Consider the following 25,765-nt stretch of genomic DNA (forward strand, 5'->3'; position numbering starts at 1 on the left):
AGTTAGTGGGAATATATGACTCAATTCGAAATAATTAATATTATAGATGTAAATCCCTACTCTCCAAATAGTTCATTCCTTAACATGTTAGAGGGTAATTGGTTTCCTAAAAATTTTGATACAGCACCTCTTAAATTCGTATTTAATGAAACAATGCAACCCAGTTATTACTGTACCAAATTAGATACTAATCAACGGACCATTGTATTAACTGAAAAATCCACTTTATCTATTGTGATTGAAATATGCATCATCAATCCAAATAAAATCATCTTCAATTTAATTAATATCAATGCTATTGGCGCTTCACCTAAAATGATATTCGAAAGATAATCAATTTAAGGTAACTCTTTCATAGCAACATAAAAAGGCTAAAAGATGAAATTCAAATTTCACCTTTTAGCCTTTCTTTAATAAGTATGACTACTCTATTTTACTTAAAAATGGAATTAGCAATGACGAGCTAAAATAGTCATCATTTTAAATTAAAAGTTTTCTTTATCTTGTCTTTCTTTAACCCACCATAGAGCTTCTTTAGGGTGTGTTTCATAATATGCTCTATCTTCTTCGTTATCTACGTTTGGATAAGACCCTTTAAGTGACTTACCAGCTGTAGTGACATGAAGTAATAAAATTACTAAGAAACCTATCACACTAATAGTTGTTAAATAATACGCTGGTGCTAATACATTACCAGTAGATTCAACTAACCATGATGCGATTAATGGTGTAGTACCACCAAAAATTGATACTGAAATGTTGAATGTGATTGATAATGTACGATATCTAATGTGTGTATAGAAAATTGTCGGTAATGATCCAGGCATTGTTGCTTCGTAAGTTGATAAGAAGAAACCTAGGATAAGCACACCAATAATAATAAACGGTAAAGATTTAGTTGCTAATAATGAAAATGCAACGATACTTAATAATGTAAGTCCACCTGTACCGATTAAGAATACTTTTTTCTCTCCAATTTTGTCGGCCATTTTACCAAATCCTAATGCTAATGGAATCATAATAGCCATCACACAAGTAATAATAACACTTGTCGTTGTTTCATCTACTTTCGCTACTTGACCTAGGTAAGTTGGTAAGTAAGCTGTTACCATATAGTTTGTAACGTTAAAGAATACTACAGCAACAAAACAAACTAAGATATCTTTATAATAATAGCGAATAATACCAAAGAAACCGATTGTATCACGTTTCGGTGTTGTTGCTACATCATTTTCATAAACTGGTGATTCTTCCAATTTACGACGTAAGTATAATCCAAATAATCCTAAGAATAATCCTAAAACAAATGGAATTCTCCAACCCCAAGATTGCATTTGATCATGTGTTAAAAAGAAACTTAATAACGCAATCATAATTGACGCTGCAATGTAACCTGATAACGTACCAATTTCAAGTCCGCTACCTAAACTGTTACGTTTTTTATCCGGAGATGATTCAGCCACATAAGTCATAGCACCTGCATATTCTCCACCAGTTGAGAAACCTTGCAAGATACGTGCCAATAGCAAGAGGATAGGTGCCCATATACCAATCGTATCGTAGTTCGGTAGTACTCCGATTGTTAATGTTGAAAGCGCCATTAAAATAATAGTCGTTGTTAATACAACTTTACGTCCGTATTTATCTCCAATAATACCAAACACTATTCCACCAATAGGTCTAAGTAAAAATGCAATAGCTAGTGCAGCAAATGTAAAGATTTGTTGTATTTGAGGATTTTGCACTGGAGAAAAGAAATTTGCTCCTATGTATGCAGTTGTATAAGCATAAACACCAAAGTCAAACCATTCCATGGCATTACCAATACCGGTTGCGACAACGGTTTTTTTCGCTTTTTGAGCGTTGACCATGTTAATATTTTCTTTTTCGAAATCCATGAATTTAAACACTCCCTTTTATATGTTACATAATTATACTCAGTTAAATATCAATGTCAAATTAATTCAAAATAAATTCTTTTCAAAAATACTAGTTTATTCAATTTACAGAATATTTTATTTAACATTTGAACCCAATAGGATTAACTAAGCGCTATGCAAATAATATTTTGAAATGATTATTTTTTTATCTATTTTTAAATATAGATAGTTTTACCCTCTCTTTCTCGATTCAAACCGTGTAAAACAAACATATTTGTCAATCATTAATGATATCAATGGTTTTAAGGCAACAAACTTGTACTATCTTCACTAAATAGCGCCATCATTCACTTTATCTTACTAAAATCTCTTTTAATTTTATATCATATCATTACATAATGATGTTTTTGATTTCACCATATCTACTCATTTATTATCAATTTGATTAAAAAAGACTAAGTTAAATATATATATACCTTAAGTTATTTTTATTAATTTAGAATTCTCGTTAAAATTCGATGTTTTTTTATCTCTCATTTTTACAAAATTTCCCGTAAATTAGCATTTCTAATATTCGATGTAACAAATTTATTATTATAGATATATTAATGTTATTTTCTTAAAATAATGATTTAGTCGTTATTGAAACAAAGTAAATATTGTTCCATTTTCTAATTCACTTATAACTTCAAACTCACATTTGATATTTAAAATGCCAACAAAGTATAACGCTTCGCTGACATAAAAATTATCTATTTATAATATTGTATTGATTTCATCCGCTTCATTTAAAATATAATCTGGATTCTCTCTTAATAATGCCTTTGCGTCAAAAGCGCCCCATGTCACGCCACAAGACTTAATACCAGCTGCTTTAGCCATTTGAATATCATGAATAGCATCACCAATATATATACTACGTGCTGGATTAAGGTGATGATTCTGAATAATATAGTTGATACCCTCTGGATCCGGTTTATACCGCCTTACTTTATCAGAACCAATAGCTTCTTGAATAAATCTACTGAGCCCTAAATGATCTAAATTTCTCAATAACACATCGGTCTTTTTACTAGAAACCACAAACATCTGCTTCTTTTTTCTCAGTAATTGTTCTAATGTTTCAGATATACCGATGACTGAACATAAATATGTCGTTTCTAATTGACGATACTGTTCTCTAAATAATTCTAACAATTGATTTAATGCATCTTCTGTTAAAAAAAGGTCACTCATTTCTATAAATGACTTTTCAATAGGAATCCCCATATAATGTACAATATCTGCATCACTTGGTTCAGATAACCCAAATTGTGCAAAAGCTTCTTTAGTTGCTTCAATTGAACACTGCTTAGAATTCGCTAATGTCCCATCAAAGTCAAAAATATAGTTGTCAAAATTCATGATAATCACCTCTAAAGTACATATAACATATTTTCATTATATAGTAATTTCATTAATTTTTTCTATAAAAAAAGCAACTCTCATTTCATGAGAGTTACTTTATATGATTTATTCTAAATTAGCATGATTATTTTGCATTGTTGTTTCATCGACGTCTAATTGTGTCATTAATCCAATAACTATACTATCTAAAAAGATTTGTGATGATTGTTCAAACAAACTACCTAACGGTTGTTCAGATCCAGTGGCATCATGTTTTGTACCTGCTGGTAATTCAACTACTGTGTCTGCAATTTCACCAATTACAGAATCTAGTTTAGTTGTTAGTAATACCACTTCTGCTTCAACTGATTTCGCTTTATCTGCTAATAAGCGAAGGTGTTCTGTTGAACCTGAACCAGAAATCACAATGAATAAATCACCTTTTTGAATTGATGGTGTTGTTGATTCGCCAATAACAAATGCTTGTTTACCTAATTGATTGAGTCTCATTGCAAAACTATTTGCAACGAATCCAGAACGACCCTTTCCTGCAACAAATATACGTGATGCTTCAGTTACTTCTGATGCAAATCCATCAAATTCTTCATCTTTAACATGAGATAAAGTACCCTTTAACTCATCTATAATTAATTGATAATGATTAAAAGTTGTCATCATTATTTACCTTCAATAGCGTCACGACATTGTTTAGCTGCTTCTACAGGGTCATCAGCATTTGCGATACCGCCACCAACAATAACTAAGTCTGGTTCTTCTGCAACAATTTCTTTAATTGTATCTGGTTTAATACCACCAGCAACTGCAACTTTAGAATTTTTAATCACTGATTTAACTTTACGTAAGCTATCTAATGGAGATTGTCCTTCAGCTTGTAAATCGTAACCAGTGTGTACTGCAATATAGTCAGCACCCATTTCATCTAATTCTTTCGCACGTTTTTCTAAATCTTGAACAGCAATCATATCTACTAATAATTGTTTGTCATTTTTATGTGCTTCTTCAACTGCTGCTTTAATTGATGCATCTTCAGCTACGCCTAAAATTGTTACAACGTCTGCGCCGAATTTAACAGCTTGACTTACTTCATAGTCTGCTGCATCCATGATTTTTAAGTCTGCTAATACTTTAGCATTGCTAATATTTTCATTTAAATGTTGAACGGCAGGTAAACCTTCATTAATCACAATTGGTGTACCAATTTCTACAATATCAACATATTCTTCTACTTTTTTCGCAAGTTCTGCTGCTTCTTCTTTATTTAATAAATCAATAGCTAATTGTAATTCCACTATAATTCATCCTTTCAAATTTATCTGTTTTTTATCTATCTCATTGAATGAATTACCCTGTAAACTTTTATTTTAAACGAAATTTATTTTTCAAAATAGCTTAGCTGTTCTTTAAGTCTGGTGCAGCCGCATCATCTACATAGATTTCTACATTTGGATGTGTCTTTAATATTGTAGACGGGATATCTTTGCTTACCGGTTGATTCAATAAGTCATTTATCGCTTGTTTCTTTTTCTCTCCAAACGCTAATAAAATGATTCTTTTAGCTTTAATAATTGACTGAAGACCCATTGATATGGCTTGCTTAGGTACTTCAGACTCATCGTTAAAGTATCTACTATTTGCTTTAATTGTACTTTCTGTTAAATCCACGACATGCGTTTCACTTTCCAAAGATGTTCCTGGCTCATTAAATCCGATATGTCCATTTTCGCCAATACCTAACAATTGAATATCGATTGGCCCTTCTGATTCAATTAATTGATTATAGCGTCTTGCTTCTTGTTCAAAATCAACCGCGTCTCCATTAGGGATATGAATCCGTTGGCGATTAAAATATGGATATTGATTAAATAATATGTCATCCATATAATAATGATAACTTTGTTCATGCTCAGGTTCTAAACCGACATATTCATCTAAATTGAACGTAGTCACTTGTGAGACATCTATTTGATTTTTCTTTAATAGTGTAACTAGACTCTGATAAACATCTGTCATAGTACCTCCTGTAGCTAAACCTAGTTTACTATCTGGGCTATAGTCCATTTGTTTAAATAACTCACAGGCAACATAAAATGATGCTAATTCTTTAGAACCTAAATTAATAATTTTCATAATTAATCACCTCAAAAATTTGCTATCAACCAACATAAAAACAAACCCCTTAATTACATTTGGATTATAACACGATACAACATTTTTTTAGTACTAAAGTGATATGCCAACTTTAAAACACTGATATATATGAATAATTTTAAATTTCATAAAAGAAATTGAGCAGAGATGTACATTTATTGCGTTGTTTTTAGTAAAATAGACTGATAAACACATTGAATGGTGTAAGGAGTGAACGTGTTGGAACCTATCAAATATGAAGAAGTGATGAAATTACTCACCTCTTATGAAAATAAACCCGTTTACCTACATGTTGAGACGACAAATGGTGCATATGCCAACCATTTTGATGAACGTGTATTTAATGCAGGTACTTTTTTAAGAAATATACAAGTGACTTATGAACACGCACAACTAAAAGACGGAGATAAAGATCCATACCGTATCGGTTTAAAACTTCGCGATGGCGGTTGGGTTTATGTTCAGGGACTAACACATTACGAAGTCAACCAAGATAACGAATGTCTCATAGCAGGATTTAATTATGAAGGGCAATTGGCTGCTACATTAGAAATTAGCGAAAAGCCATTTACTATATAGAGGAGGTCAAAATCATGACAGATGAAAGACATGTACTCGTGATATTCCCTCATCCAGATGATGAAACCTTCTCATCTGCGGGAACCATTGCAAGCTATATTGAAGCAGGCATTCCTGTAACTTACGCTTGTTTAACACTCGGTCAAATGGGCAGAAATTTAGGTAACCCCCCATTTGCCACAAGAGAATCATTACCTGATTTTCGCGAAAAAGAATTAGAAAATGCTACTAAAGCTATTGGAATTACAGATTTACGTAAAATGGGATTACGAGATAAAACAGTAGAATTTGAACCACATGATCAAATGGATGATATGATTAAAAATTTAATTGATGAAACTAATCCTTCATTAATTATTTCATTCTATCCTAAATTCGCTGTTCACCCTGATCACGAAGCAACTGGTGAAGCTGTAGTAAGAACCGTTGGACGCATGCCTGAAAATGATCGTCCAAGATTGACTTTAGTTGCGTTCAGTAATGATGCCCCAGATATTTTAGGCGAACCAGACATCCAAAACGATATTTCTAAATATAAAGATATAAAAATCAAAGCTTTTGAAGCACATGCATCACAAACTGGGCCTTTCTTAAAAGAATTAGCAAGTCCACAAGTGGATGGACAAGTTCATAGCTTTTTAGAAATCGAACCATTTTGGACATATCATTTCGAATCTTAATGGAGGTTAACAATGACAGAATTTGATTTATCTACAAGAGAAGGCCGATGGAAACATTTTGGTTCTGTTGACCCTATCGAAGGTACGAAACCAACTACCAAAAATGAAATGACTGATCTACAAAGCACACACAAAAACTTCTTATTTGAAATAGAAGAAGTAGGTATTAAAAATTTAACCTATCCTGTATTGATTGATCAATTTCAAACAGCAGGTACATTTAGCTTTTCAACAAGTTTAAATAAAGATGAAAAAGGTATTAATATGAGCCGTATCTTAGAAAGTGTTGAAAAGCACTATAATAATGGTATTGAATTAGAATTTAATACACTCTATCAAGTATTGAGAACATTACAAGAAAAGATGAACCAAAACGCAGCAGGTGTAGATGTTAGTGGCAAATGGTTCTTTGACCGTTTTAGTCCTGTAACTCAAATTAAAGCCATTGGAAATGCTGATGTCACTTATGGTTTAGCAATTGAAGGTACTAACGTAACGCGTAAAGAATTAACGATTCAAGCCGCTGTCACTACGTTATGTCCATGTTCAAAAGAAATCAGTGAATACTCAGCACATAATCAACGTGGTATCGTTACAGTGAAAACTTATTTAAATAAAGATGACATTGTCATTGATGATTATAAAGATAAAATTTTAGATGCGATGGAAGCAAATGCAAGCTCCGTACTTTACCCAATTTTAAAACGACCTGACGAAAAACGTGTCACGGAACGTGCTTATGAAAATCCACGTTTTGTTGAAGACTTAATCCGATTAATAGCAGCTGATTTAGTTGAATTTGATTGGATTGAAGGCTTTGATATCGAATGTCGTAACGAAGAATCCATACATCAACATGATGCTTTTGCACGTTTAAAATATAGAAAATAATAAAAGAAATGCAGTACTTCCAAAATTGATATATTTGGAAGCACTGCATTTTTTATTTTGTCATATGCATTTTCTTTTCACCTGGTCTAACAAAGCACATTGCAATGATACTAATTAACGATGCTACCACTGCAGATACAAACATTGAAGAATAACCATAAGATGCTACTAAATAGCCTGTTAATGTTGGCGCAATCACTGTTGCAGTATTAACAAAGAAATGTGTAATACCACCATATGTACCTGTATTGTTAGGTGTTGTATCAATAATTACAGCCCAATAAACGGCATTAGGTAAGAAAATGAATGCGTTTCCAATCATCATTAAAATCATGACCGCTACAATACTATGTGTAAATGGAATAATTAAAAAGCATGTAGCAGCGCAAATCATACCTACTATTGAAAGTCCAGATCTCGCAATACGTAGACTTCCTGTCTTTTTTCTAAGCCAATCTGATAATTGACCACCGAAGTACGCTGTGAAAACTGCCCCAATCCATGGAATCATACCTAAATACCATAATGAATGGATTTCAAAATGATATTCATCCTGTAAATATTTAGGCGTCCAAGTTAAAATAAGAAAGTTAACATATTGGAAACCAAAGTAACCTAACATATTACAGATTAATGTTGTACTTGTAAAAAAATGATACCATTTTTCTTTAGATTGTTCTGTATCAACTGTCTTTTCGACATTTAAACTATCTTCTGTAGAACGAATAGATTGTAATTCTTCTTCAGAAATTCTTTTATTATCTTCAGGATAATCTGTAAATACCATAGACCAAACAACTACCCAAATCAGGCCTAATATACCTAGCAAGATAAATAGTAATCGCCAATTAGAAATTGTTAAAAAACCTGAAACAATGGGTGCTGTAATTAATGCACCTAATGGTACGCCGATTAATCCTAATGCCGATAATAAACCTCTTTCTTTAGGTGCAGCCCAATTGGCATTGGTTTTACTTATTGTAGAAAAAATTGGCCCCTCAGCCACACCAAACATGACACGCAACATACCGAATCCTGCTAAAGCAGAACCTCCAAATACTGCTATACCTAGTTCACCGGCAAATGCCATAGCAATTTCTACTAATGACCAAGCAGTTCCTGCTACAATCCATACAAATTTCGGTCCTTTTTTATCCGCTGTAATACCCCCTAGCAGCGAACCAAACATATAACCATAACCAAAATACCCTAGAATAGAGCCCCAAGCAATCGTATCAAAGCCAAATTCTTTGATAATATCCTCTTGAGCGTATGAAATAGCACCCCTATCAATATAATTAATCATTGTCATGATGACAATCATCGTAATAATAAAATAGCGATAACGCTTCATTATGTCCCACCCCTTCATGAACTTTTACACTCGTTAGTAGTGTAGCATAGTTATATTTGGAAGCGCTACCATAAATAGTTAGAATTTTAGAATAATTAGAAAAAAAGCGAAATGTTGTATACATTAATATATTTATATGCAATAAACATGTTATAATTAATGAAAAATATACTAAATATGAGGTAATTATATGAATTATTTTGTAGGTTTTAATTTAGGAAGTACATTGACAGGTATTGAAAAAGCCATGATAAATCGTACTAATCTTTTTAAAAAAGCAGGATTGCCAGCTAAATGTGTTTTTATTAAATGGAATCGTTTTTTAAATAATTATTATAAAAAATTTATAAATAAAGACGATATTATCAATATGTATGACTTTTTTCAAGAAGTTGAGAATTTAAATGATACTTATCACTTTGATTGGATTAGTTATTGGGAAGATCAATGTAATTATGATATAGAATATGTTCCAAATACGAACGATGTAAGGGTCTATAATAATGGTATTTTTATTATATATGCTCATTTTTTCAATTCTAGTCATAAAAACATTGATTACATTAATTATTTTGATAAAAATAGAAGAAAAGTTAAAAGAGAATTATTTGATGTTAGAGGCTTTTTAAGTTGTACTAAATTATTGACTGGAAAACAAAATACGGTATATGAATCATATCATAATGCAAATGGTGAAATTGTAATTGAAAAATATTATCATGCTCAATCAGACAAAGATATGTTAGATTTGATTGTATTGAATTTTGATAATAAAAATCATTATTTTTATCAAGAAGAAGAGTTAGTAGCTTATTTTATCGAAACTCTATTCCAAGAAAATGATTTATTCTTTAGTGATAAAAACCTATACACTGCACCTGCCTTTAACTTAACTTCAACAAATATTCCAGTAGTTGCTGTTTTACACAGTACACACGTAAAAGATTCAAATAATGTTTCTACATCTAATTACAAAAATGTTTATAAAGAAATTTTCAACAATTTATCTAGATACCAAGCTATAATTACATCGACAAATGAACAAAAGTTAGATGTATCTGATCGTGTTAATTCAGAAATCCCTGTTCACAATATACCTGTAGGTTTTACAAATCCTATTAAATTAGTAAATAATAATATCAATCATAACAAAATAATTTCTGTAGCTAGATATTCACCAGAAAAGCAACTTGATCACCAACTCAGATTAATTAAAAAGTTAAAAAATAGTTTTCCTAATATAGAATTACATATGTATGGTTCGGGAATGGAAAAAGTTAAATTACAAAATCTTATAAAAGAGCAAAATTTAGGAAAACATGTATTTTTACGTGGCTTTTTACCAGATTTAGAAAACGAATTTAATGATGCCTATCTGTCAATTATAACAAGTAATATGGAGGGCTTTTCTTTAGCACTGCTTGAATCATTAGCACATGGAGTTCCAACGATAAGTTACAATATCAAGTATGGTCCTAAAGAAATGATTAATAATGGTGAAAATGGCTATTTAATTGAAAAAGATGATGAAGATGCATTATACGAAAAAGTAAAATATCTATTAGATCATCCTGAACTACAACACGAATTTTCACTAAATAGTATAAAAGTTGCCAATCAATTTTCTGAAGATCATTTAATTAAACAATGGCAATCCTTCCTTAAAACGATATAATCTCTAGTAATCATAAAAATTCCCAAGATACATTTTGTACCTTGGGAATTTTATTACCCTTTAATCTTTAAACGCTTTTTGATATTGTACATATCCCGAAAGGAAGTGCTCAATATCATCTATTCTGACTCTATATCCTTGGTCTTTAACAAAAAATGATCCCAAAATTCTTTGAGGATTTTTAAAGTACATTGCTAGTTCAGGGTAAAAATAGCCAATTCTCTGATAGTCTGCTCTCAAATGAATGGTGTCTATAAATTTGTCTTCATCAATATTATCATTAATTATATTTTGTTTACCGATAGATTTGGCTTTTTGAATCAAACGATAAGTAGCCATCAGTAATTCTAAAAATGTAGCAAATGCTAATTTATTTCTTCTTATAAAAGCAAGATTTTCATTTACATTTTTAATACCGAAAATAATATATTTATCCTCTGGTTTTATTTGTACTAACTCATTTGTACAATAACCTAACCAATGATCATGATATTGCCAATACTCATTTTTAATGAAGAATTCAAATAAATTTTCAACTGTTTCTAACCATAAATTATTTTTATCATGTTGATATAATCTTAATAGTGCTAACGCTGCCTCACCATCATAATAAACAATTCTAAACTTCTCTTTAACAGATAAATCAGGATAGTTTAATACATGAGTAGTTTCAAAGGTATCTTTGTTAATCATTGTTAATATACCATTAGCTACTTTTTGGGCCACTTTTAAATAGCGTTCATTATTTTTCACCTTAAGATATTCACAAATCGCAAAAATAAATGAGGCATTTTGGCCTAATTTTATTTCATTACTATTCTCTGTATCATCAAAAACATAACAATTGCCATCTTTTTCTAAAATATAGTTATCAATAATGAAATCAATTGCCTTTTCTACTGGTTCGACTGATTGATCTAAATAAGTTAATCCTTCTATTAAAGCATAGGTAGATGAAGAATGTCGTAAAATATTATAAAAATTAATTTTTTTATCAAAGTGTGGGAAATAACCATAATTATACTTACCGTTTTCCCCTAACATATTTAATAAATAAGGCACACTGCTATTGATTAGTTTATCTATTTCATCTGATAAGTTATCAACTTTACGTAATCCTTTTCTATTACCTTCAGGCCATAATTCAAAAACTTCCTCTTCATCTAATATAAAACTTTGAGTGAAAAATTTAATCACATTTTTATCATTAAAAAATTCATGGGTAAATCCTTTTTTATGGTTGGTATATTTTCTCAAATAATTATTAATATTATCTTCTGATAACTCTAAATTTCCCGTTTCTTTATTTGGTTTTACAAAAGCGTTAATATTAATTTCTTCAGGTAAAAATGCTAAGTTCCAATATTGGTCAAAAGCAATACCAAATTGTACATAATTACGACGCGTTTCTTCCAATTCTTCTTTAATTTGTTTAAATGATATATTTTCTTCACCAGTAACAAAATCAAGTTTTATCCATTGAGGATACTCACCAGATTGTTTTTTAAACTTTAAGCATAGCTTATTAATATCTCTCTCTATATAGTTAGTCTTTTTTAATAATTTAATAGTCGCTTTAACATTTGGTTTTCCTAAACTTACAAATACATAGGCGTCTTTATAATCCTCTGTTTTTATAAAACTTAATAATTTGTTTATTTTTTCTTCAATTCTCATGATTACCTCCATTTACATAACATATATTAATTATAACATTTTCCTCAATTATGTAACTTATAAAAACAATAAAAGCCAGGTTTTTTAAACCTGGCTTTTACCATTAATAAATATTGTATTTTTATTTGATATTATTTGTTATCTGCATCTTTTTTACGGCGTCTACCGAATAAGAATAAAGATCCTAAGCCAGCAAATAATGATCCGAATAAAGTCGCATTATTTGAATTTGATTGTTCACCAGTTTCTGGTAATGCTTCTTTGTCGGAATGATCTTTATCAGCATCTTTGTCTGAATCGGAGTCGCTATCTGAATCAGAATCGCTATCTGAATCTGAGTCGCTATCTGAGTCAGAGTCGCTGTCTGAATCAGAATCGCTGTCTGAATCTGAGTCGCTATCTGAGTCGGAATCGCTGTCTGAATCAGAATCGCTGTCTGAATCTGAGTCGCTATCTGAGTCTGAATCGCTGTCTGAATCTGAGTCGCTATCTGAGTCAGAGTCGCTATCTGAGTCTGAATCGCTGTCTGAATCTGAGTCGCTATCTGAGTCTGAATCGCTGTCTGAATCTGAGTCGCTATCTGAGTCAGAGTCGCTATCTGAGTCTGAATCGCTGTCTGAATCTGAGTCGCTATCTGAGTCTGAGTCGCTATCTGAATCAGAATCGCTGTCTGAATCTGAGTCGCTATCTGAGTCAGAATCGCTATCTGAGTCGGAATCGCTATCTGAGTCGGAATCGCTGTCTGAATCAGAATCGCTATCTGAGTCACTGTCTGAGTCTGAGTCACTATCTGAGTCTGAGTCACTGTCTGAATCTGAGTCGCTGTCTGAGTCAGAATCACTGTCGGAATCTGAGTCACTGTCTGAATCCGCATCGCTATCTGAGTCTTCTTCGAAGTAACCATTATCTATTGTGAAATCATCATGATCTTTAATAGTTACATGTACATCTTCTCCATCAGCATCTTTATCATCATCACTAGAATCTACTTTAGTTTGTGTTAAGTTTGCTGGTTTATCAAAATGAACAATGTAATCACCATTATCTAAATTATCAAAACGATATTTACCATTTTCATCTGTTGTTGTTGTTTGAAGCACGTTACCATCTTTATCTTTTAATGTAACAGTTACACCAGGAATTCCTTTTTCAGTATCATCTTGTTTACCGTCTTTGTTGGTATCTAACCAAACATAATCACCTAATGAATATTTCTTTAAATCTCCATTAGCAGTAGAAGAACCTGCAGCAGTCGAATAAGAGTTAGACCAAGTGTAGATTTTTTCATTAGTGTCTAAACGGTAATCAATTTTACCATTCGTATCATTTGCTGTATCTAGAGGATAGGCAACTTGTTCTATAATATATTGTTTATTACTACTTTTCGCACCATTTAATAAATCAACTGTAGCAGTTTGATTGTTATTACTGTAATTAATTTTAAAGTTACTAGTTACGTCCTTAAGATTAGATGTGTCTGGTGTGAAACTATCTACAAATTGGTTTTGATTTGTTACTTCATAGATTTTGAAGTTATTTTTAGTTGGATCGAATTTAAATCCAGTTAGGTTTGTAGTAAATGTTTCTTTCGTAAATGTTGATTTAGGTTGATTGATATAAGCTGTCATATGACGTGCTAATGTCCCATTTTCAATATAATTTGTACTTGTAATAATAGGCGCATTCTTTTTATTACCATAATCCACAGTAATGTCTTTTGAATATGATTGATTACCTAAAGTGACTTGCATTGGATAAGCTGTTTTATCAGTTGTTGCATTTTCACGTTTAGCAAATGTAATCTGTTCAAAACTACCTTTAATATTATTATATTGATCAACGTAGTTAGTAAATGTATAAGTAGTTGAATTAGTATTACTATCGTAGATACCTTTAGCAACTAATCCACCGTTTGCATCATATAAGTTCTGTTGTGTAGAAGGTAAACTTACCGAACCAGGACGGAAGTATTTTCCATATTGGAACGTCATTTTATCTCCTTCATGTACGTCATCATCAATAGTGTAATCCGCTTTTAATTTTAAAACGTCACTTGATGTAGCCCAGAACTCTTTTTGACCTGTTTGTGGATTTGTATGTCCTTTATCAATAGCTATATCGATATTAGAAAAGTGAACTTTATCATTTACATTTGTACCTTGTGTTACTGCTGCTAATTTTTTAACACCTAAACGATTAACAGGTTTTGGTGTTGATGTAGTTGAACGTGGTGTAGCATATGTTGTTGTTGAATCTTTTTTATTTGAATAATCTTGTGCTAATGCACTTAATAATGTTGTTTCATCAAGATGATTATAATCTAAGTCTAAGTTTTCAACTTGAGCTTTTGCATCCTCTTTACTTGTGTTATTTGTATCAGCAATATAGTTAGTTAAAGCTTCTCGTTTATCTTGAGTTGTTTTAGCATTTTCGACATTATTAACTACTGTATTAACATCTTGTGTTTTAGTTGATTGGGCTGATTTTTGAGATTGAGTTGTAGGTTGAGATACTTGTTTTGTAGTTGTTTCTTGAGAATCAATTTGGTTTGATTCTGGAGCTTGGTCTGTAGTTGTTTTAGATGTTGGTATTTCTTTTGTTGTATCAATTTTTGGCGCTTCTTCTGTTGTCGCTTCTTCTTTAGTCGTGTCAGTTTCTGGTTTTTCCGCAGTTACTGGCGCTTCTTTTGTTGTATCAGCTTTTGGTTCTTCTGCTGTTGTTGGTGCTTCTTTTGTTGTTGCTTTTTCTTTAGTCGTGTCCGCTTTTGGTTCTTCCGCTGTTGGCGCTTCTTTTGTTGTGTCAGCTTTTGGTGTTTCTTCTGTTGTTGACTCTTCTGAAGTATTTGCTTCATTTGTTACATCAACTTGTTCAGGGTTGACATTATTGTTAGTTGCTTGTTCATTTGTTTGAACATCACCTTTTTGTTTAACACTATCTTGAGAGGCTGTATCTTCATTAGATTGAGTAGATTCTTCAGTACTTGTCTTTTCAGAAGCATGCGCTTCGTTATTACCAATACCGAATACTAATGTGGCGCCGACTAAAATTGATGCCGTCCCTACTGTAAAACGTCTAATTGAATATTTGTTTAGTTTGTTTGGTAAAAAATCCATTCTTTTCTTCATTTACTTCCTCCTTGAAAAAATTTTCAAAATTCTATGTAACAACCATATATATTCTTTTAGTTGCTACCACAAATATAATACAAGCAATATTATTTTACAACACTTAATATTTTAATAATAAAGTTAATGTACTTAGTATTCTTAAATGATTAAATAAACATTTAATATAAACCTAAAATTAATTTTGATAAACTATGTAGTTTGAAATTTTTTCATAAAAATAATCCTTTTGATAGATACATGTCATATAGTTACGCTTAAAATAATGATTAATCGATTCGCACTATATTTTTAATGACAAATATAACAATCAAAAGGACTATTATTTATATTCTAAACTTATTACCAAAATGTTTTTATTTCTTAAACTTTATTCAATGGTTATATATCAGAAGGTATTATTACAAAACGCTTAATTACCTTCAATGATTTATGAAAGTTATTGTATAATCTTTTTAAATAAATTACAACAATAATATCATTAACAAATTAAATACTTTAATTCTAAAATGAATATAAATCAAACCTTATTTATTTATCAACAACAAAAAACTCAAACAAGTTTAATATAATGTAGATATTTAGAAATCAGTATATTTTCCAACTAATCTTTAATATCTATTTAATACTTGTTTGAGTTGATTTTAATCATTTTCTATTTTAGTTGTGCTTTTATTTTAAATGGTCATATGGACTATTATTTACGAAAGATACAATTTGATCTACAAATAATCTGGCACGTAACTGGAATTCATCGTCTTCTAAATATAATGTGCCATCATCTAATTTAGCGTAATCACTATCATGTGTAGCAATTTGTGTGGGTACAGCTATGCCTAATAAACTTCTCACGATAATTCTTAAATGTGATAGTGGTTCAGAACTTACAATACCACCACTATTTCCAATTAATCCAACAGGTTTCATTTTAAAGTAATCCATATTCAAGTGGTCTAATGCATTTTTTAAAATACCTGAAAATGAACCATGATAATTAGGTGTACCTAATATGAAGAAATCCGCTTCCATAGCTTTACTTTGTAGTGAATCAACATTATTTTTAATCTCTTCAGTCGCTTGTGTTGTCCCCGCAAAATCAAGTTGATGTATCGGATTTTTCGCTAATTCAAAAATTTCCAACTCTACACCATGTTCTTCGAATTGACCTTGTAAATATTGGGACAATGCGTGTGTATGAGATCCTAATTGTGCACTGCCGATAATTGCTAGTCCTTTCATTATCTATATCTCCTTTGTCGATTGTATTATTTTTTCTGATCAATCAATTTCATTATAGCTTTACCAACACCGCTATTTTCATTAGTGTCAGTAGTATATGTTGCAATTGCTTTCACTTCCGATGCAGCATTTTCCATTGCAACAGGATAGCCAACACGTTCTAACATGGACATATCATTCAAATTGTCACCGAGCGCCATCACATTTTCCATTTTCACACCTAAACGTTCTGCGATTGTTTCTAACGCAATACCTTTTTGGGCATCTGAGTGGGTAATCTCCAAATTACCTCTTGAAGAAGACGATATGGCTAAGTTAGGTGAGGTTGCAAGTTCTTGTCCAACACGATCCATTTTTCCTAAATCAGGATTAAAGGCTAACACTTTCATTATTAATTCACCAGGAATGTCCTCTATCGCATCATAGCTTTCAACAACTTTCAAAGTTCCATTATTAATACGTTTTTGAATACCATTTTTAATTTTTTCTACATCCGCTTTTTGACCTGCTCTCTCAGCAATATCAATATAAATATCCAAATCACGTTGTGGGTCTTCAGTATAAATACCTCTATTGGTATAGATTTGGTAATAAATACCTTCTTCTTTTAATTTCGAAGTAACTTTATGTACTAATTCATGATTCAAATGAGAGGTACTCATTATATTGAATGTTTCATCTCGAACCTCTGCCCCATTCAAGCAAATGTAAGGCACTTTCAAATCTGTTTCAGCTACTGGCGTGTTAGCTTCATAAAATGCTCTTCCTGTTGCTATAACTACAGTAATACCTTGTTCTTGGGCAAATCGAATTGCTTGCTGATTTTCTTCTGAAATTTCGTGTGCCGCGTTTAATAACGTACCATCCATGTCTGTTGCTATTAACTTAATCATTCGTTAACCTCGTTTCATACTATATAGTATTCATTATATTAAAGATTCGTGGATTGACAATAACTTGCCTTACTACTCTATTCTAACAAATCCGATTCATGATTTAGTATAGCCCATTTGTCGGATTTTTTCTTTTCTCTTAATTTTCTAAAGAAGCTTCTTAGTAAATCACCACATTGTTCTTCTAACAATCCACTTTCCACTTGTGCTCTATGATTAAAATCAGGTTGATTCAATAAATTCATCAAACTTCCCGAACATCCCCCTTTAGGATCTGCTGCGCCATATTTAATATATGGAATTCTACTCATCACAATAGTGCCTGCACACATCACACAGGGTTCTAGCGTGACATATAAAGTACAATCTTCAAGACGCCAACTGCCTAATACCTTTGCGGCACGTTCAATAGCTAAATGTTCAGCATGGGCTGTAGGTTGTTGCAACGTTTCTCTCATATTATGCGCTCTTGCTATAACATGATTACTTTTAACAATAATTGCACCAATTGGAACTTCTCCCAGTAGTTGAGCCTTTTTAGCTTCTTCGATTGCAATTTTCATATAATATTCATCAGTTTTCATTCGTGTCCAGACACCTCACTTGTGTTACAATACTCACTGTCTATCTTAACATTTGGAGAAGTGAATATGAATAAACCATTTATCGCAATTGAAGGTCCAATCGGTGTTGGAAAATCTTCTCTTGCTCACAAATTAAGTCAATCCTTAGATTTTTATGAAGAAAAAGAAATTGTCGATGAAAATCCATTTTTATCTGACTTTTATGATGACATTTCAAAATGGAGTTTCCAAACAGAAATGTTCTTTTTATGTAATAGATATAAACAGTTTAAAGATATCGAGTCACTTCACAAAGGTATAGTAAGTGATTATCACATTTATAAAAATAAAATCTTTGCTAGAAATACATTAGACCGTCATGAGTTCAATAAATTCTCACGTATATATGACATTTTAACCGAAGATTTAACAATGCCAAATACAATAATCTTTTTAGATGCAGAATTAGATGTATTAAAACACAGAATCGCTAAAAGAAATCGTAGTTTCGAACATCAAATCGAAGATGATTATTTACTTGCTTTGAAACGTGACTATCACACATTTTATAATTCTTTAAAAGATAGTGATGTTCAAGTATTACACATCAACACGTCAAATATGGATTTTGTCAATAATGACAAAGATTATCAAAAGATACTTGCTCAGGTAAAATCAATGATTGGAGATAAATAAAATGAATTCATTTAACATACCACAAGACGCCATAATCACAATTGCAGGTACAGTTGGTGTCGGTAAGTCTACCCTCACTCAAGCTTTAGCAGATAAGTTAAATTTTAAAACCTCATTTGAAAACGTAGATCATAATCCATATTTGGATAAATTCTATCAAGATTTTGAGCGTTGGAGCTTTCATTTACAAATCTACTTTTTAGCAGAACGTTTTAAAGAACAGAAACGTATGTTTGAGTATGGCGGTGGATTTGTACAAGACCGTTCTATATATGAAGATGTAGATATCTTTGCCAAAATGCATGAAGAACAAGGAACTATGAGTAAAGACGATTTCAGAACTTATTCAGAACTATTTAATGCCATGGTTCTGACACCTTATTTTCCAAAACCAGATGTTCTTATTTATTTGGAATGTGATTATGATGAAGTCATTGAACGTATCAAACAACGTGGTCGTGAAATAGAAATTGATACCAACCCTGAATATTGGCAAAAATTATTTGAACGTTATGATCAATGGATTAATAACTTTAATGCTTGTCCAGTCGTTCGCGTGAATATCAATGAATATGATATTCATAACGACCCTGACACACTAAATCCTATTATCGATAAAATTGCACATGTTATCGATACATATCGTCAAGTTGACCCAAGATAATCAAAAACCAAATATATAAGCTCCCAACATTAGTAACCACATCTATAGTGGCCACAAAGTCGGGAGCTTTTTTATTTAATAAATACTAATATTATTGTTTATCAAGCACTTGTTTAACTTCTTTAGCACTTTCAATGATGACATCCGCTTCGTGAAGTTCTTCTCTTTTAGCGATACCCGATAACACACCAATACTCAATCCTAATTGTGCATTAATTGCAGTCTTCATATCATTTGCGGTATCCCCTACAATCACTACTTGTTCTGGTTTAACATCATAAGCTTCGAATAATGGGTCTAATACTTTGGGACTCGGTTTTTCTTCAGCATGTGTTTCTGTTGAAATAACTAAATCGAATAAATCTTTTGATTGGGTTGCTTCTAAAAATTGAGTAACTCCTTTGTTGGTATCACTTGTTACAATACCTATTTTATAGCCATCTTGACGTAAGGCTACAATCGTATCATAAACACCATCTATCCAATGATTTTCTGGCTCTCTTGAGTCTACTAACTCTTGGCTCGTATTTCTTGTCCATTCAGATGTGTCTTGACCAGTAACATCGTCAAAGGATTTAATCATTTCACCTAAAGATCCTGAGCCCATCACAGAATCTGGAACAATCTTATCATCTAGTATGCCTAATTGTCTGTGCGCTACTTCTTTATCATGAACAGGAAATGTATCTAACAATTTATCAACCAGACGTATACCAATTTTTTCCCAACTCTTATCAAACTCTATTAACGTGCCATCTTTATCAAACAGTATCCATTCCATTGATATCACTACACTCCATGTTTTATTTTTGTTTCAATACGTATTATTGTAGTACAACCATAGTTAAAAATGTAGGAAAATTACTTTTAAATAAATTCTTGGATCAAAAATAATCATCTTAACTATCAGAATAATTATTGTAACTTTAGCGCATACAATCGTTGCATTATTTGCTTATTAAAAAAAGCTAGAAACCTTTAATAAAGGCTCCTAGCATTAATTTAAAATTTTAGTATCTAGGCACTACAAAACGCCAACCATGACGATCTTCTAGCGAACCATTTTGAATACCTGTATATTCATTATAAAGTTTTGTCGTAATTTCACCTGGTTCATTGTTGTTAATGACAATTTCTCTATCTTCATAACGTAAAGTACCTACTGGTGAAATTACTGCTGCTGTACCAGTACCAAATACTTCTGTTAACTCACCTTTGTCGTAGGCTTCAAATAATTCGTCAATAGAAACTCGACGTTCTTCAACTTCATATCCTAAATCTTGCGCTAACTCGATAATAGATTTACGTGTAATACCTGGTAAAATACTACCATTTAATGCAGGTGTAACAATTTTTCCATTTTCAACAAAGAAGATGTTCATACTACCTACTTCTTCTACATATTTTTGTTCAACACCATCTAACCAAAGCACTTGGTCGTAACCTAATTTGTTAGCGTTCGTCTGTGCTAATAAGCTCGCAGCATAGTTACCTGCTACTTTAGCAAATCCTACACCGCCACGTACTGCACGTACATATTCGTCTTCAACATAAATTTTAGTGGATTTTAATGTGTCACCACCATAATAAGCACCTGATGGCGATAAGATAATTAATAATTTATACGAATGAGATGCTCTTACGCCAAGAATACCTTCCGTCGCAAATACAAAAGGACGGATATATAATGATTGACCTTCGCCTTCTGGGATCCAATCACGTTCAACATCTACTAATTGTTTCAAACCTTCCAACAACACGTCTTCATCCACTTCTGGCATTTCCAAACGTGCTAAAGAATTATTAATTCGTTTAAAGTTTTCATCTGGACGGAATAAAACAACTTCATCATTATATTTATATGCTTTCAAACCTTCAAATACAGCTTGACCATAATGTAAACCTTGAGCAGCTGGTGAAATTTCAAATGGTGCATAAGGCACTATTTTTAAATCATGCCAACCTTTATCAGCATCATAATCATAACTCAACATATAATCTGTAAAGTATTGACCAAATCCTAAATTCGAATTATCTGGTTTTTCTTTTAAAGTATCTCGTTTCTCAAATTTAACTTGTTCTGTCATGATAACGGCCTCCTAATATTGCTACCAATATAAATAGTTATACTAGATTATAGCAATCGTATATATACTATTCAATAAGTTTTCCGAAAATTCAAACTAAATACTAATATGTATAATATATCTTAAGTAAAACACTATCGCCTTTATCTTACAAGTCAAGTAACTGTTCGAAGATAAAAAATCACTCCTTCTAATGTAAAAATAATTAGAAGGAGTAAAACTAACATTTATTACGTTATATTTAATAAGCAGATTATTTTGTTGCTTTTTCTTTAGCTTCAATTGCATCTAACATTAATTTAGTCATACTTTCTAAATCATATTTAGGATTGAAGCCCCATTCCCCACGTGCACAACTTGTATCGATACTATCTGGCCAACTTTTAGCAATACCTTCTCGAACAGGATCCACATCATAGTCTAACGTAAAGTCTGGATAGTGTTCTTGAATAGCTTCTTTAACCATTTCTGGATCAATACTCATAGCACTTAAATTATAACCATTTCTAGTTTCTAATTTAGCACCATCAGCTTCCATTAATTGAATAATAGCTTCAATTGCATCGTCCATGTACATCATATCCATAAATGTACCTTTATCGATATAGCTTGTATAATGATTTTCTCTAACTGCTTTAAAGTATATTTCTACAGCATAGTCTGTAGTACCGCCGCCTGGTTCTTTAACATGTGAAATTAATCCTGGGAATCTTACACTACGTGTGTCTACACCAAATTTAGTAAAGTAGTATTGGCATAATAATTCCCCAGCAACTTTATTGACACCATACATTGTTGTAGGTTGTTGAATCGTGACTTGTGGCGTATTCACTTTAGGTGTTGAATCACCAAATGCACCGATTGAACTTGGTGTGAAGAAATGTAAATCATATGTACGTGCTGCTTCTAAAGCATTCATTAATCCACCCATATTTAAATCCCAAGCAAACATAGGGTTCTTCTCTGCTGTAGCTGATAATAAAGCAGCCATATGCATTAACGTATCAGCTTCAAAATTTTTAACTAATTCAAACATTTTGTCACGATCTGTTACATCTAAAATTTCAAAAGGTCCATCATTGACTGGTGAATCAGCTTCTGGTTCTCTAATATCCGTAGCTAGTACATTATCTGTACCATAAATTTCTCTACATTTAACTACTAATTCTGTACCTATTTGTCCTAAAGCACCTGTTATCATAATTTTTTTCATTATAAATCTCCCCTTGTGTTTATAGAAAATTCGTTGTCTTTCTCGTGTGAACAAATTCTCGATTTACATCTATATTATAATATAAAAGCGTTTTCTTGTATATATAGTGAGTACAAAGTTAGAATTTATAATTTTTGGTATTAATCCAATATCTAGATAAAAATTTAATTTTAAAAAGTACAACGACAGATACGTTAATCAAATATTAATAAACCTTAAAATTACAGTAAATTATGTTTATGCAATATTTTTATTTAAATTTTATATGCTAAAATTGACTTGTTATATTTTTGATTATTAAGGAGGCCAATATGAAGCGACTATTTTTTTCATTCATATTAATCATGTGGATTTGTTTAGGAGTTATAAATCATCCTGTACAAGCAGCTGAAAATCAAAGTGACAATCAAAAGAGTAATACCACAACAACTCACCAAATAAATACAAGTAGCCAAGAATCAACGTCAAAAGCCACCATAGAACAGCAACCTTCAAAAGATGATGCTACGACATCGTTACCGGAAGATAAAACTAATAATATGCCTTCTAATAGTAACAATGATAATTCGCAAAATATTTCTGTACATAAAGAGGAACTAGCGAAATATCAAAACAAAGCAATTGATATAAATACTCAAAGTAATTACAACAGTGCAACAGATATAAGAAATAAAAATGCTACGAACACAACTTCTCACCATTCAAATACACAACACGAACAATCAAATTCAAATAAAAATGATCAAATCGTTAAATATAACAAAAGCTCAAATGCACCAACGCAAAAGTTAAAAGAACAGCAATCTTCAACTAAACATCAAAGTGACAATGATAAAAATCATCAACAACAGGCTAATCAGAACAAGCAACTATATGTAGCTTCTGCACAAACGCAAGAAAAAGCTAAAAATAAAGATAGTTCAAAAGCAGAAAGTACTAATAAAAATGAACATACAATTTTACATACTAATGATATTCATGGCCGATTTGTTGAAGATGACGGAAAAGTCATTGGCATGCCTAAAGTTAAAGGCCTTAAAAATAAAGAAAAGCCCGATTTGTTATTAGATTCTGGTGATGCTTTCCAAGGTTTACCTGTCTCTAATAACTCTAAAGGCGAAGAAATGGCAAAGGCTATGAATAGTGCCGGTTATGATGCTATGACTCTAGGCAATCATGAATTTGATTTTGGTTATGACCAACTACTTAAATTAAAAAAGCAACTTAACTTTCCAATGATTACTTCAAATGTTTATAAAAATGGTAAGAGTGACTTCAAGCCATCAACAATTGTCAAAAAAAATGGCGTCCGTTATGGCATTGTTGGGGTGACAACGCCAGAGACTAAAACTAAAACTTCACCATCGGCTGTTAAAGGTGTTGAATTTAAAGATCCACTTACAAGTGTAAAACGTGCTATGAATGGCATTAAGGATCAAGTAGATGTTTTTGTCATTTTATCTCATTTAGGTGTAGATCCTAATACTAAAAAAGAATGGCGTGGCGACTATTTAACAGATCAATTATCGAAAGATAAATCATTTAATCAATCTATCATTGTATTAGATGGACACTCACATACTGTGATTGAAAACGGTAAATCTTACGGTAAAAATGTATTAGCTCAAACTGGAACTGCTTTAGAAAATGTCGGACGTATCCGATTCAATAGAGAGAATAATCAAACCAAAAATCTTAAAGCTGATTTAATCAACGTCGCTGATACAAAAAATATTAAGCCTGACACTAAAATTGAAAAACAAGTAAACAAAGCGAATGATGATTTCTTAAAAGCGACATCAACTGTCATTATTCCTAATAACAAAGTGAAACTTAATGGTGAACGGAATGTTGCCCGTACACAAGAAACGAATTTAGGTAATTTAATTACCGATGCAATGGAGGATTATGCTTCTAAGAAATTTAGCCATCAACCTGATTTTGCTATTACAAATGGTGGTGGCATTAGAGCATCTATCGACAAAGGTAAAGTAACCCAAAATGATATTATTACTGTTTTACCTTTCGGAAATTTAATATCTCAAATTAAAGTAAAAGGTTCCGATGTTAAAAAAGCTTTTGAACATAGTCTAAGTGCACCTACAGAATCAAAAGATGGCAAATCACAATTAACGGCAAATGGCGGTTTCTTACAAGTATCTAAGTCTATTCGTATCGGATTCGATATTAATAAAAAATCAGGCAATAGAGTTACAGATATTCAAATTCTTAATCATGATACTGGAAAATTCGAAAAGTTAGACCCAAATAAAACATATTATGTAGCAACAAATGATTTCACCGCTAATAAAGGTGATGGCTATGATAAGTTTGGAGGCAAACGAGAAGAAGGTATTTCTTTAGATGAAGTAGTTGCTCAATACATTAAAAAAACTGATTTATCTAAATATAATACCAATAAACCCGGAAGAATCATCAATGGTCAACTGTCTAAACATAATGACAAAGTCGTTCAACTTCCAAAAACAAAAGACAGTAAACCGACTTATTACCCTGGAAATAATTTAAAGACAATATCTTCACATCAAAGAATGCACTCAGATAACTCTTCACGTGCAATGGTTAGTCATATCGTTACCTACCAACCTAGTAGCAGAATAACAACAGCAACTCAAATCAATACGCATCAGAATGATAAGGCATTAAATAAAAAGCGCAGTGAAGCAACAAATCAAAACTATGAACAATATAAGACTAATATGTTTAATACAAATTCAACTTATCTGAGAAACGCAACATCATACACTCAATCAAATAGAAATGTCATAAAAGCTAATTCTAACTGTGATCAAATTATCGATAATCGAGAGGGTTCTCAACAATCAAATCATGCAATTTCAGCTGTTCTTCCTAATACAGGAGATAGCAATTATTCTGATGTTATCGCGCTATTCGTAGCGATAACTGGTATCACTTTATTATATGCAAGAAAAAAATCTGCATAATATTAAGAGGTCGGGACAAATGCGTTTA

At 31.7% G+C, this 25,765-nt stretch carries 22 protein-coding genes; 8 read left to right on the forward strand and 14 right to left on the reverse strand.

The features are described 5' to 3' along the window. The first annotated feature begins 15 nt into the window (after positions 1–15). Positions 16–333, forward strand: coding sequence for a staphostatin A (locus tag LPC11_RS10910; protein WP_023374673.1), 318 nt, complete (start codon positions 16–18; stop codon positions 331–333). 152 nt (positions 334–485) lie between these two features. On the opposite strand, the gene LPC11_RS10915 is transcribed toward LPC11_RS10910, so the two are convergent. From LPC11_RS10915 to nagB, 5 genes are all read right to left on the reverse strand, one after another. Then, positions 486–1,898 (reverse strand): MFS transporter, encoded by a 1,413-nt coding sequence (locus tag LPC11_RS10915; RefSeq protein WP_023374672.1) that lies wholly within the window; start codon positions 1,896–1,898, stop codon positions 486–488. 738 nt (positions 1,899–2,636) lie between these two features. Further along, the gene (locus tag LPC11_RS10920) at positions 2,637–3,284 is read right to left on the reverse strand and encodes an HAD family hydrolase (RefSeq protein WP_023374671.1); all 648 of its coding nucleotides are present in this window, start codon (positions 3,282–3,284) and stop codon (positions 2,637–2,639) included. Positions 3,285–3,392: 108 nt separating this feature from the next. After that, the gene (gene hxlB / locus LPC11_RS10925; protein WP_023374670.1) at positions 3,393–3,941 is read right to left on the reverse strand and encodes a 6-phospho-3-hexuloisomerase; all 549 of its coding nucleotides are present in this window, start codon (positions 3,939–3,941) and stop codon (positions 3,393–3,395) included. A 2-nt stretch (positions 3,942–3,943) separates the two neighbouring features. Then, on the reverse strand, positions 3,944–4,576 hold the full coding sequence (hxlA, locus tag LPC11_RS10930; protein ID WP_002449613.1) for a 3-hexulose-6-phosphate synthase: 633 nt from the start codon (positions 4,574–4,576) through the stop codon (positions 3,944–3,946). Positions 4,577–4,676: 100 nt separating this feature from the next. Then, complete coding sequence (gene nagB / locus LPC11_RS10935) at positions 4,677–5,414, reverse strand: glucosamine-6-phosphate deaminase (protein WP_002465879.1); 738 nt, start codon at positions 5,412–5,414, stop codon at positions 4,677–4,679. A 237-nt stretch (positions 5,415–5,651) separates the two neighbouring features. Here nagB and LPC11_RS10940 point away from each other — a divergent pair, with 237 nt between their 5' ends. From LPC11_RS10940 to folE2, 3 genes are read left to right on the forward strand one after another with little or no spacing between them, the layout of a single operon-like run. Continuing rightward, on the forward strand, positions 5,652–6,014 hold the full coding sequence (locus LPC11_RS10940) for a YojF family protein (protein WP_171485013.1): 363 nt from the start codon (positions 5,652–5,654) through the stop codon (positions 6,012–6,014). A gap of 14 nt (positions 6,015–6,028) precedes the next feature. Then, positions 6,029–6,694 (forward strand): bacillithiol biosynthesis deacetylase BshB2, encoded by a 666-nt coding sequence (gene bshB2 / locus LPC11_RS10945; protein WP_023374667.1) that lies wholly within the window; start codon positions 6,029–6,031, stop codon positions 6,692–6,694. Positions 6,695–6,706: 12 nt separating this feature from the next. Then, positions 6,707–7,585 carry a GTP cyclohydrolase FolE2 gene (gene folE2, locus LPC11_RS10950; RefSeq protein WP_023374666.1) on the forward strand — a complete coding sequence of 293 codons (879 nt, stop codon included), beginning with the start codon at positions 6,707–6,709 and terminating at the stop codon, positions 7,583–7,585. Between the two features lie 52 nt (positions 7,586–7,637). Here folE2 and LPC11_RS10955 read toward each other — a convergent pair whose 3' ends face one another. Further along, a complete protein-coding gene (locus LPC11_RS10955) occupies positions 7,638–8,939 on the reverse strand; it encodes an MFS transporter (protein ID WP_104681624.1) in 1,302 nt (433 codons plus the stop codon). 190 nt (positions 8,940–9,129) lie between these two features. Between LPC11_RS10955 and LPC11_RS10960 the strand changes: the two genes are divergently transcribed. After that, positions 9,130–10,614, forward strand: a complete 1,485-nt coding sequence (locus tag LPC11_RS10960; protein ID WP_231307270.1) for a glycosyltransferase — start codon at positions 9,130–9,132, stop codon at positions 10,612–10,614. A 60-nt stretch (positions 10,615–10,674) separates the two neighbouring features. Here the strand turns inward: LPC11_RS10960 and LPC11_RS10965 are convergent, their stop codons facing one another. The 5 genes from LPC11_RS10965 to tadA all read right to left on the reverse strand — a co-directional run bounded on the left by LPC11_RS10965 (position 10,675) and on the right by tadA (position 18,132). Beyond that, positions 10,675–12,291: a hypothetical protein gene (locus LPC11_RS10965; protein ID WP_023374663.1), complete on the reverse strand. Its 1,617-nt coding sequence runs from the start codon at positions 12,289–12,291 to the stop codon at positions 10,675–10,677. A gap of 131 nt (positions 12,292–12,422) precedes the next feature. Next, positions 12,423–15,416 carry an SdrD B-like domain-containing protein gene (locus tag LPC11_RS10970; protein WP_231307271.1) on the reverse strand — a complete coding sequence of 998 codons (2,994 nt, stop codon included), beginning with the start codon at positions 15,414–15,416 and terminating at the stop codon, positions 12,423–12,425. Positions 15,417–16,088: 672 nt separating this feature from the next. After that, on the reverse strand, positions 16,089–16,655 hold the full coding sequence (locus tag LPC11_RS10975; RefSeq protein WP_023374661.1) for an NADPH-dependent FMN reductase: 567 nt from the start codon (positions 16,653–16,655) through the stop codon (positions 16,089–16,091). Between the two features lie 26 nt (positions 16,656–16,681). Further along, the gene (locus LPC11_RS10980) at positions 16,682–17,548 is read right to left on the reverse strand and encodes a Cof-type HAD-IIB family hydrolase (RefSeq protein ID WP_023374660.1); all 867 of its coding nucleotides are present in this window, start codon (positions 17,546–17,548) and stop codon (positions 16,682–16,684) included. Between the two features lie 77 nt (positions 17,549–17,625). Beyond that, entirely contained in the window at positions 17,626–18,132 is a 507-nt protein-coding gene (gene tadA, locus LPC11_RS10985; protein ID WP_107566526.1) for a tRNA adenosine(34) deaminase TadA, read from the reverse strand. A 66-nt stretch (positions 18,133–18,198) separates the two neighbouring features. Here tadA and LPC11_RS10990 point away from each other — a divergent pair, with 66 nt between their 5' ends. Both LPC11_RS10990 and LPC11_RS10995 read left to right on the forward strand, forming a co-directional pair. After that, on the forward strand, positions 18,199–18,807 hold the full coding sequence (locus tag LPC11_RS10990; protein ID WP_023374658.1) for a deoxynucleoside kinase: 609 nt from the start codon (positions 18,199–18,201) through the stop codon (positions 18,805–18,807). Position 18,808: 1 nt separating this feature from the next. After that, positions 18,809–19,471, forward strand: a complete 663-nt coding sequence (locus LPC11_RS10995) for a deoxynucleoside kinase (protein WP_023374657.1) — start codon at positions 18,809–18,811, stop codon at positions 19,469–19,471. Between the two features lie 91 nt (positions 19,472–19,562). Here the strand turns inward: LPC11_RS10995 and LPC11_RS11000 are convergent, their stop codons facing one another. From LPC11_RS11000 to LPC11_RS11010, 3 genes are all read right to left on the reverse strand, one after another. Further along, a complete protein-coding gene (locus tag LPC11_RS11000; RefSeq protein ID WP_023374656.1) occupies positions 19,563–20,252 on the reverse strand; it encodes an HAD family hydrolase in 690 nt (229 codons plus the stop codon). A 229-nt stretch (positions 20,253–20,481) separates the two neighbouring features. Next, positions 20,482–21,558, reverse strand: coding sequence for a branched-chain amino acid aminotransferase (locus LPC11_RS11005; protein WP_015365347.1), 1,077 nt, complete (start codon positions 21,556–21,558; stop codon positions 20,482–20,484). Positions 21,559–21,811: 253 nt separating this feature from the next. Next, positions 21,812–22,771, reverse strand: coding sequence for an NAD-dependent epimerase/dehydratase family protein (locus LPC11_RS11010; protein ID WP_002465556.1), 960 nt, complete (start codon positions 22,769–22,771; stop codon positions 21,812–21,814). Positions 22,772–23,082: 311 nt separating this feature from the next. On the opposite strand from LPC11_RS11010, the gene LPC11_RS11015 reads away from it, so the two are divergent. After that, complete coding sequence (locus LPC11_RS11015) at positions 23,083–25,737, forward strand: 5'-nucleotidase C-terminal domain-containing protein (protein ID WP_231307272.1); 2,655 nt, start codon at positions 23,083–23,085, stop codon at positions 25,735–25,737. Positions 25,738–25,765: the final 28 nt, after the last annotated feature.

The organism is Staphylococcus sp. HL28 (assembly GCF_021117155.1).
Taxonomy (GTDB): Bacteria; Bacillota; Bacilli; order Staphylococcales; family Staphylococcaceae; genus Staphylococcus; species Staphylococcus warneri.